Source organism: Bradyrhizobium sp. SRL28 (genome assembly GCF_018596315.1).
In the GTDB taxonomy this organism is placed as follows: Bacteria; Pseudomonadota; Alphaproteobacteria; order Rhizobiales; family Xanthobacteraceae; genus Bradyrhizobium.
The window spans coordinates 1-8,676 of record NZ_JAHEAG010000101.1; the positions used below are offsets into that span (position 1 = coordinate 1).

Consider the following 8,676-nt stretch of genomic DNA (forward strand, 5'->3'; position numbering starts at 1 on the left):
CCAAAAAAGGCGGGCCGACGTCGATCCGCGATCGAGGCAAATGGCGTCCCGATCTGGCGTGGCTGTCAACCAGGATTGTCCCGGGTAGTCGGGCCACGCGAATTGGCAATAGTTTATTAGGGAATCGGTCCCACGCTTACGGCGATAGTGACCACCACACATTGCAGACCATGTCCGTTCATTGGAAAAAGCAGCTTCAAGGCCTCATCGATTTGGCCGAGGACCGTATCCGACGGATTGAGTCCGGCGAAATGGCGACTGCTGACATTGGTCCGCCGGTGGTCGACACCAGCTGGCAAACGATCGAGGCCGAACGTGCGATGATCGAGCGGCTGCAACAAACAATTGAACGCTTGAACGCCGCCGCTCCAACTAACTGCCCGGTTCAACCGAGGTTAGCAGCGAGCCGATAGAGGCGGTGCTCAAAGGCTCGGGTCGCGTGCGAGCTACCGTCTTCGCTCTATGATCTCGAGGAACCCCATGACAGGTGGGATCGGCTGTCAATTGGCGTTGCAATTGGCCTGAACGCATTCGCATTTCGACGCCAGTGCAGACCCGGTCGCCTGACATCAAAACCCGACGGCACTTTCCCCGATTCCATTGATTGTTTATGGTGGCTCGGGGCTTAGACGGGTCGTAGATGACGGGAAATAGTCAATCGGCGGAGACACACGGGACCGCTTTTTAGAAGCGCCACGGTTGAGCTCGCGGCCTTCGAGCATCGCGAGCGTGAGTTTTCAAACGGGAACGCGACGAGCGGATAAGACAGATACTGCGCCGCGTGCCAAAGAGCGAGAAGCGTCAATAGCCCACCCGTAATAAATCCGTCAGAGACAAGCACTAATCACGAACCATCCCAGTGATGGACATCAAGAGGTAACTTTAGACGGTCCTCCAGGCCGCCTTGTTGTTGGACCTCGATTAACGACCGGCCTGAGCAGATCGACTCCAAGGAGGCCTGCGGCCCGTCTTGATCGCAGACCTCAATTGCCATCCGAGTCCTTTATGGGGCTGTCGCTCTTCGCTCGGGCTGGCGCGGCTTCTTGAATCTGCACATCGAACCAGCCTAGCTCCCTTAGCTCGCGCGCTTTCTTTTCGGCTCCATCCCGACTGTCTCGCTTCAATACAATGCAGCTTGTGCCATCGCGGGCAAAGATCAAATAGGCCATTCCTCAGTTCATATTTGGTCTGAGTCCGAGCGAAACGAGGTCGCAGGCACTTTCGCGCTGCGACCTTCGGGCTTAAACAATCAGTTAAAAAACGCTCGATGCGCCTGCCCGATATTTTGGATACTGATCTCCGCAATAAGGACTGTGGAGTCATATTTTGCTGTTTCTAATGAGGAACAGAACGGCTGTTGCAGCACTGAGACACGATTAATGCAGAGCCCATTTACCTTGGGGCTTAGTTAACAGAGTGGCATTCGGGAATGGTCATCGATCATGATGACACTTAACAAGATCATTCTGGCAACCATACCGATGCGTGCAAGGTTGGCGCTCGCCGTCGTAACGCGCAGCCGAGCGCCAGATTCCGACCGTTGCGACGATATTGTAGGTGCGGTAAGTGCGTCACCGACGACAAAGGCGGCTACATACGATCGACCATGATCAGAGCCAGAAAGAAAATTGACGTGAGCACGTTTACCGCAAATTCCGTGGTGAGATCGGCAAATTCGGCACGGTCCTCACAGTGCGCGACAAAGCCCGTGCCCTCGATGTAGCAATTCCGGAGCACGTGGACAGGCATGTCGGGCTGTGCTTTGAGATGCACTGAACGCTTGGGCGATTTTGCTAACCGCCCGCTCTCTTGCTGAGGGACTCAGACAAGGGCATAAGTGCCTGAAAGAAGCTTGTAACAACCACATGCCTTTTGCTCGAGGCCCTTGCGTTCATGGATCTGCAAGACGCCCCGCATCTTGCGAATCAACCTTTGTTCTTCAAATCGGATTAGCGTCTCGGTTACACCAGCGCGGCGCAACCCCAACGCGAACGAAAGGTAGTCATGGGTGACTGGAAGCACGTGAGCGCCCAGAGCATCACTCGCCAAACAGAGCCAGCTCGCGAGCCTCTGTTCGCGATCGTGCCGAACCCCGCACAATCCCGTCTGAGCGCAATGCAAGGTCAGCGCTTGAACGTACCGAAGAAGATGTTCTCGGATTTCAGGACGCTCCTTCGTCACCCGGCGCAAATCCTCGACACCGATCCTATGCGCATTTCCGGGAAAGAGCACAACAGATTGGTGCGTCGAAAGATGCCCTACCACTAAGAGCGAAGCGCCGACCGCACCCCAATGTCCTATCACTGCGGTTTCAAGGATGCTTTCCGCTGCGACAATTCTCAGCGAGACGAGGCCCGACTCGATAAAATAGACGTAATCAAGATGCCTTTTCGGCTCCTGCAGGATCATGCGTTCTCTCAGCACGATCGGCTCAAGGAACTCCCCTACTGCCGCGAGGTCTTGCAGAGAAAGACGGGCGAGAATCGCATTTTTGACAAAGGAGCGCGTAGGAGGACGCACCTTAACAGGCCGGTCAAGCATCGGCTGTGTGCCGGACACCTGCGTGAGAGCTGCATCTCTTGAGCCGTCAAGCGCTTCGAGGACGGCGGGCACGTGGTCGGTCATAGTGCGGCCCCTCTCCTGACATGCGGCGGTCACCCCCGCTGACCCGTAACGAAAAATTGATTCGGACTGTAACAACGCCTTCATCCTGATTAATGCAATGAGCCTCCTGTTAACGCTCAAATCCCGCGTTCGAACGCCCTTCTTCGACGGATTTCAATACGCGCAGGCACGATTAAAGCCGTCAACGTCACCTTAATTGCTTCGCGCATCGCCAGCCGTTTCAGCCTGGTGCGGGGTCCGCTGCGTGAGGCGATGACAGCCCAATTACGGCAAGCTCGCCTCCGCAGAGACAATTTCGGATGTCACACGACAGTTTGATCATGTGCCCTTTGCCGCGAAGTTCATTTTCGTCACGCGAAAATTCTGATGTTTTCGCGACAATCAAACAATGCTTGCTCAACACCTCATTTATGAAGGGATGCTATTCTCTCGTCGCGGGCGGCAACTGGCTTATCCCCACGTGTCGCGACGCATCGAGACGATCCGTTCACCCCTCGTCGAACTGCTTCTCAAGTACGGTGGCCGCCAGGCGGCCTCAGCGCGCCAACGAGAGCGTTGCGTAGCCACGGCTCGAAGGATTCCACCAGCGGTTGGCTTTTCTGTTGGCGAACGAGACGGCGCCCTCGGCGCTACAGCCACGATGTCCTTCTCGATGGGCATAGAACTCGGCGATGTGCTTGAGCGCCTCGCCCGCAATGGGCGCAGGACCAGGGGCGGCAAGTTCGGAGAAGTTACGCCGCATGCCGATCAGCAGAATGCAAGCTGAACGTCGTCACGCTCGGCCAACTTGCCATAACCGGCGTAGCCATCGACCTGCAGGATCCCCTTGATGCCTGGTAGATGGGCGATTGGTCGGTCGGCTTTGCGATCGGGGGCATGGATATAGGCGACACCGGGCGGATCGGCGCCGCCCCATGGCCGGTCGTCCGGGCGCATAAGCCCAGAGCTGACCGGTCTGGTGCGCTCTCGGCCGGGATCGAGCACCTGGGATCGTCGTCTCGTCGGCTAACAGCTTTCGCCGTTGCCTGATCTTGCCAAGGAGGCGCTCACACAACAGAAGGCTGCCTGCCCCGCCCAGCTGCCAGCGTCGAACGATCGAGCTCAATGCCTGGCGGCTGTAATTCCTTGATGATCTGCCGCAGCCGTTCGCTCTTGCACCGCTCGGCAAGCAGCATCGGTTTTCAGAGTTCGGGATCGTCCCGGCAGGGCGTCGCTCCCACCTGATTCAGAGCATATTCGCCGCCATCTGGCGACGCGTTCGATGCTCCTGATTCACCTCCCCGCAGCGAAGCCAGCAGCGAAATGAAATGGACAAGCGGTGTTTTTTGGGAAGGCAACACTCGTCGACACGTGGCGCCCGCAAGTCCATTCTTTTGTTCGACCGCATCGCCGGCAATCTTCCGTCCGACCGCCCATTTCGCCGGCCGCCGCGCGCAGGGCGGTCAAGGCTGGCCGCATTTTTGCGCCACCGAAAGCCTTGGGCCTTGGCCGGCCCGAGCACGGCGGCATCCTGAATCGGGGCCAGCAAAGGCTCAATGGTTCACCGGCCAGTGCCCGATCGGACAACCGGCGCTAGTCGCGGCACTGATCCGCCTGCTCAAAATACAGTCATGGCGAAGTTTGGCGAACGGCTTTCAGCTTTGCACCTCAGGCGCTGCCTTATCGAAAATCGAAAGGGATGTGAATGGTTCAAGGGGATCTAGCCTTGACGGGGCTGATTTGCGAGCTTAGCGCCCACGCCGTCACGAGGCGAGGAAGGTGAAGCCCTAGGTGCCCGGACGGAGATGGATTGCCCGTCAGGGATTGGGAGAGCAAAGGCGGAGGTCGATTAAGCAGCGTCGGCCAGCATGATCAAATTGAACCGAAGGGAGATTGAAGTCCGACCATCGTTGGTGAAGCACACACCACCATCAACTCGTCGTTGGACCGATGTCCTTCCTCATGCTCTCTAAGCTGGGTAACACCTGCCCGTCAGCTCGTCGTCAGCTTGCCTGAGTACCTTTCGCAGCAGGGTCTAAGCAGCCCGAACTCACTGCGACGAACCGTACGCCGAAGGGAAACGCGAATCGCCATGTATAATCGAATCAGTGGCTCATCCACACGCGCTGGCCAAGGTGACGAGCTGAGTCAGTCGGTGGACCGCGACAGCTTTACAGAAACCCTTGCGGATCTCGCGCTGCGGAGGAACCTGCCACCTGCGGAATTGCCCGACAAAATGGGGTGCTGCGCCAGCAAGCCACATGCGTCGGATCCAACTTTTCATAGCAACCCCAGTACATCCTCTCCAGCGAGGCCGAGCACCTCCCTGTTCCAATACAGGACGGCCGAATTGCCTCAGGCGAATGTCAACGGCATCTGCGTTGGACTAACTGCGGAGTGGCTCCGCAATCTCAACAACAGCCCGTCAGCCCGAATGAATGCGCTAATACCCGGATCGCAAAGGCACTACTCAGCGACTGTGCGGCAGCAGCAGTATCAGGACCTCAAGGATCAGTTGCGAAGCGAGGGAGCAGGAGCTCCTCAGGCCGACCTTCAGGCACAAAACACCATATTGCAGGAAGCAGACTTGGCACCATCCGGAAAAGAGAAGAAATATAGTTTCGGCGAGTCTTCGCGCTTCTCGCGCATGCTGGAAAAAATCACCGAAGACGGATCGAACTATTTGCTCAGCTTGTATTTCGCCGAAGGTGGCGCACACACAGTTGCGACGTCGGCGTCGAATGGAATGACCACGCTCTTCGATCCAAACTATGGAGAATTTACTGTTCAACCAGACCAGATGGCTGGATTGTTCCAAAGCCTCGCCAATCGTTACAGGAACCCCAACGGGCAGCATTTGTCGACAGTCACCACACAAAAAATGCACTGAGTGGGGCCTGCAGGCCTCGGGCGATTGGCGCCTTCTGTGAAGGCGAGGAAGCATCCTCGACCCGATGCTTTTATCAAGCGGCAGGCAAACCATGTTATCCAAAATACGAGGCTTCCCCCTGTGAGTCTGATTGCAATCGGCAGTCTTCGGCCCGAGGCGGCGAAAGCGGCAACTGCCGCACCGGAGTCGAATCAGCCTCGTGCCGTCTAGAATGCGACATCTATTCCCCGCGTCCATCACAGTTGCCGGTTGCGGAAAGCGGAACCGCGGGGCGTCGGGTAAGAGGCGGCGCTGGTTGCGAGGTTGGGCGATGCGATTGGGGATAGCAAGTACGGGTTGATATCATTGTCGTGTTGCGCTGGCGAGCTTGCGGCGAAGAGCGGCGTGTCGGCTGATTGAAGCGAACTTCGTACTGAGCTTAGCACCCCATCCCATTCGCGGCTTGCAACCCAAGTGAGATACCCGCCGTTATCAACCCATACTTTATGGCGGTAGCGTCCAGACTGATCGCGCAGAAAACGAATAACCAGCGTTTTCATAGTGCACTCCTTCCATCCAGACGACCATGATCGGAAGAAATGTGGAGAGTAAGCATTTCTCCGCCCCCGTAATGAAACAGGAAGGCCGAGATCGACATCTCACACACGCTGCCGGTAACAAATGGCTCGCGTTGAAGCTTGTTCGCGTGCCTGTATTGGCAGTGGCGACTTCACGAGTGCTGCTACAAACCCATCGCATCCCGGCCGCTTGAATCCATCAAAAAAATGCACCAAAACGCAGAAATTCCACGAAGATGCGCTGCTCATTGCATTAATCAAGGTCTAAATATTCGTTAAACTCAGCAAACCTCGCAAAGCACTCCGATGGAGCGAGCCGCTTCGCCAACAAGGCGGACATCAGACTTGGCATCGCTGCACCTCACCTGCGGGCATGGTGAAGCGGAAGACAGTGTAGGGAGGCTATAGACGTAATGCCGACTGGAGGCGAACATGCGCAAAGCTTCCACCGTGGCTCGATTGAGAGCCTATGATCTATGGTGGCCCCGAGATCGGCGCGCGAGGCCTGCATCTATCGATGCTACCTTGATGCCATGAATGCCACTGTCGGCCTGATCTTCCGGTCATCCTCAACACACCTGAAACGTTCGTGATGAAGGCGAGTCAGTGTGCGGCTTCGCCGAAGGATGACACTTTGATAAGTTTTCAAAGGTTAGTTCCACACCGTGTCGGCATCCATGAGTACTTCGATTGATGATAGTTTAAGTGAGATCAGATCAGTGCGGAATGAAATTTGGCGTTGTCGTAAGTTGCTTCAAAGCGAGTTGCCTGATGAGGAGCGAAAACTCATCGAGCAACGCCTGGTTGAACAGTGTTCCGCCTTCGAACGGCTGTTAGCGACCACATTTCCTTTCACGTTGAGGCTCAAGTCAACTTCAGTGCCTGTGCCGCTCAACACGTAACCAAGTCTACCGGCATGAGCCCCTCACCTCCATCCTTCGGCTCACCTGCGATCCGGCCTAGACTGAGTTCATCAGTGGAGGTGGAATGGCGGCAATGCGATGCATGATTTCAGGCAGGAAGTTGATTCCTATCGTTGCATCGAGGTCATCGCCCTGGGCCGCCGGCGGCAGCGCCCCAACGATGGATAGGCGAGGAGAAGACCCGGAGCGTGGAGCAACGTTTTCAGAAGGATGCGAACATTGTAAGCGGTCTTTGGCGCAATCGCGTTGCCAGCAGAAGGCCGAGCTCGGCCGCCAGCTTGAGCAAATCCGTCAGCAAGTCAGAGGCGAGGGGCCGCAATATCCGGAACCCAAAGGCTTCGCAAGAGAAAGCAGAGCCAGCTTGAAATTTGAGCTTAGGCCCTCCTTTAGAACGAACGATCTTTGTCAAAGGTGGGGAGCAGCAGGTGATCGCACCAACGCCTCATACCATTCACACGTCGACGTTAACGTTCACTGGCTGCTCTTCATCCCGGCAGGATGATCAGCTCCTGGCGGAGCAGACTCACTACCAGCGGCCAGGACGGTGCGATCGCCCACGCGGTCATTTGTTGAAATCATCGCATGCATTTGGAATATTTTGGACGCCTTTCGGGATGAAATTCACCTCAAGGCCGGGGAGCCGATTATGCAATACGATCGGATAGACGCCCGCATCCTCGAGATTGTGCAAAAGAACAACCGCCTCACTTCCGAGGTGATCGGCGCACTAGCAGGGCTTTCTGCTACCGCGTGTCAACGACGACTGAAGAGGCTCCGCTCGGAGGGCATTATCGAGGCCGATGTTTCAATCGTATCGCCGAAAGCGGTGGGCAGACCTATTCAAATGCTGGTGCTGGTGACCATGGAGCGAGAGCGTTCAGATATAATCGATAGATTCAAGAAGGCCATCAGATCGTCCGTTGAGGTCGTCAACGGCTTCTACGTCACCGGCGACGCGGATTTTGTCCTATACGTTACCGCGCCCACCATGGAAGATTATGAGGAGTTCACTCGGCGGTTCTTCTATGTGAACCCGGACATCAAGAGCTTCAAGACGATGGTCGTATTGGATCGCGTAAAGGCGGGCTTTGCTGTTCCGGTTGAGGCACCATCCGAGAGTTGACAACACGCTGATGCAGGCGTTTCACCCCGCGGATCGACGCGTTTGCGCGCTTTTCGTCCCTTAACGCGCATAGAAACCGCGCATGACTATCGCTCTGCTTGTATGTTGATAAGGGTTCGAACAGCTTCCGTGCTCCCTTTCGGTGCGACAGCAAGCGATAGCTGTGCCGTAGCTGGTACCTGAGCGGACGACCTCCACTTGATCAGAGCCTTTGAGTTGAGCCTCTCCCGTCGTTTGCTCAACTTCACGGAAAAACGTCGAGGTCATTACCTAATCCCGTGCAGATACTTTCAACCAGCCCAATGCTGACGGCCGATTGCCCGTTTCGAACCGACTGCGCATCCGGACTGATATACATGCTCCCGATGCAACATTGCCAAGCGTAAGCCCGCGCTCGAGCCGGGCACGCCGAATGGCAGCCCCCCTTCTCTCATCGATCGGCGCCTTGGGTCGCGCAGCGGTAGGCGGAAGCCGCTCCGGCACGCTTCCTTCTTAAGCTTACTCGGGCGCTTGCAATCCGCTCGCTTGACTTACCCAACTCGGCGTCCCCCGCAGGAGTTGCTTGCACACGATTTGACG

7 protein-coding genes and 1 pseudogene are annotated in these 8,676 nt (G+C 56.5%); 3 read left to right on the forward strand and 5 right to left on the reverse strand.

Annotated elements, in window-relative coordinates; all coding sequences use genetic code 11:
* Positions 1-413, forward strand: a 413-nt coding sequence (locus tag KIP88_RS44775) for a hypothetical protein (protein WP_214494458.1), incomplete at its 5' end; no start/stop codon positions are given.
* Between the two features lie 570 nt (positions 414-983).
* Here the strand turns inward: KIP88_RS44775 and KIP88_RS44780 are convergent.
* The 4 genes and pseudogenes from KIP88_RS44780 to KIP88_RS48905 all read right to left on the reverse strand — a co-directional run.
* Entirely contained in the window at positions 984-1,169 is a 186-nt protein-coding gene (locus KIP88_RS44780) for a hypothetical protein (RefSeq protein WP_214494460.1), read from the reverse strand.
* A gap of 421 nt (positions 1,170-1,590) precedes the next feature.
* Positions 1,591-1,773, reverse strand: coding sequence for a hypothetical protein (locus tag KIP88_RS44785; RefSeq protein ID WP_057851335.1), 183 nt, complete (start codon positions 1,771-1,773; stop codon positions 1,591-1,593).
* Between the two features lie 48 nt (positions 1,774-1,821).
* Positions 1,822-2,625, reverse strand: a complete 804-nt coding sequence (locus KIP88_RS44790) for a Crp/Fnr family transcriptional regulator (RefSeq protein WP_214494461.1) — start codon at positions 2,623-2,625, stop codon at positions 1,822-1,824.
* 548 nt (positions 2,626-3,173) lie between these two features.
* Positions 3,174-3,679 (reverse strand): annotated as a pseudogene (locus tag KIP88_RS48905) (transposase); the annotation flags it as partial.
* Positions 3,680-4,696: 1,017 nt separating this feature from the next.
* On the opposite strand from KIP88_RS48905, the gene KIP88_RS44800 reads away from it, so the two are divergent.
* The gene (locus KIP88_RS44800) at positions 4,697-5,494 is read left to right on the forward strand and encodes a YopT-type cysteine protease domain-containing protein (RefSeq protein WP_214494464.1); all 798 of its coding nucleotides are present in this window, start codon (positions 4,697-4,699) and stop codon (positions 5,492-5,494) included.
* 236 nt (positions 5,495-5,730) lie between these two features.
* Here KIP88_RS44800 and KIP88_RS44805 read toward each other — a convergent pair whose 3' ends face one another.
* On the reverse strand, positions 5,731-6,033 hold the full coding sequence (locus KIP88_RS44805) for a hypothetical protein (protein WP_374226610.1): 303 nt from the start codon (positions 6,031-6,033) through the stop codon (positions 5,731-5,733).
* A 1,587-nt stretch (positions 6,034-7,620) separates the two neighbouring features.
* On the opposite strand from KIP88_RS44805, the gene KIP88_RS44810 reads away from it, so the two are divergent.
* The gene (locus KIP88_RS44810; RefSeq protein WP_214494466.1) at positions 7,621-8,097 is read left to right on the forward strand and encodes an Lrp/AsnC family transcriptional regulator; all 477 of its coding nucleotides are present in this window, start codon (positions 7,621-7,623) and stop codon (positions 8,095-8,097) included.
* Positions 8,098-8,676: the final 579 nt, after the last annotated feature.

Excerpts from the sequence above, each read along its gene's own strand:
- KIP88_RS44780 (WP_214494460.1), bottom strand. The coding sequence starts at position 1,169 with ATGGCCTATTTGATCTTTGCCCGCGATGGCACAAGCTGCATTGTATTG.
- KIP88_RS44790 (WP_214494461.1), bottom strand. The coding sequence starts at position 2,625 with ATGACCGACCACGTGCCCGCCGTCCTCGAAGCGCTTGACGGCTCAAGA.
- KIP88_RS44800 (WP_214494464.1), top strand. The coding sequence starts at position 4,697 with ATGTATAATCGAATCAGTGGCTCATCCACACGCGCTGGCCAAGGTGAC.
- KIP88_RS44805 (WP_374226610.1), bottom strand. The coding sequence starts at position 6,033 with ATGAAAACGCTGGTTATTCGTTTTCTGCGCGATCAGTCTGGACGCTAC.
- KIP88_RS44810 (WP_214494466.1), top strand. The coding sequence starts at position 7,621 with ATGCAATACGATCGGATAGACGCCCGCATCCTCGAGATTGTGCAAAAG.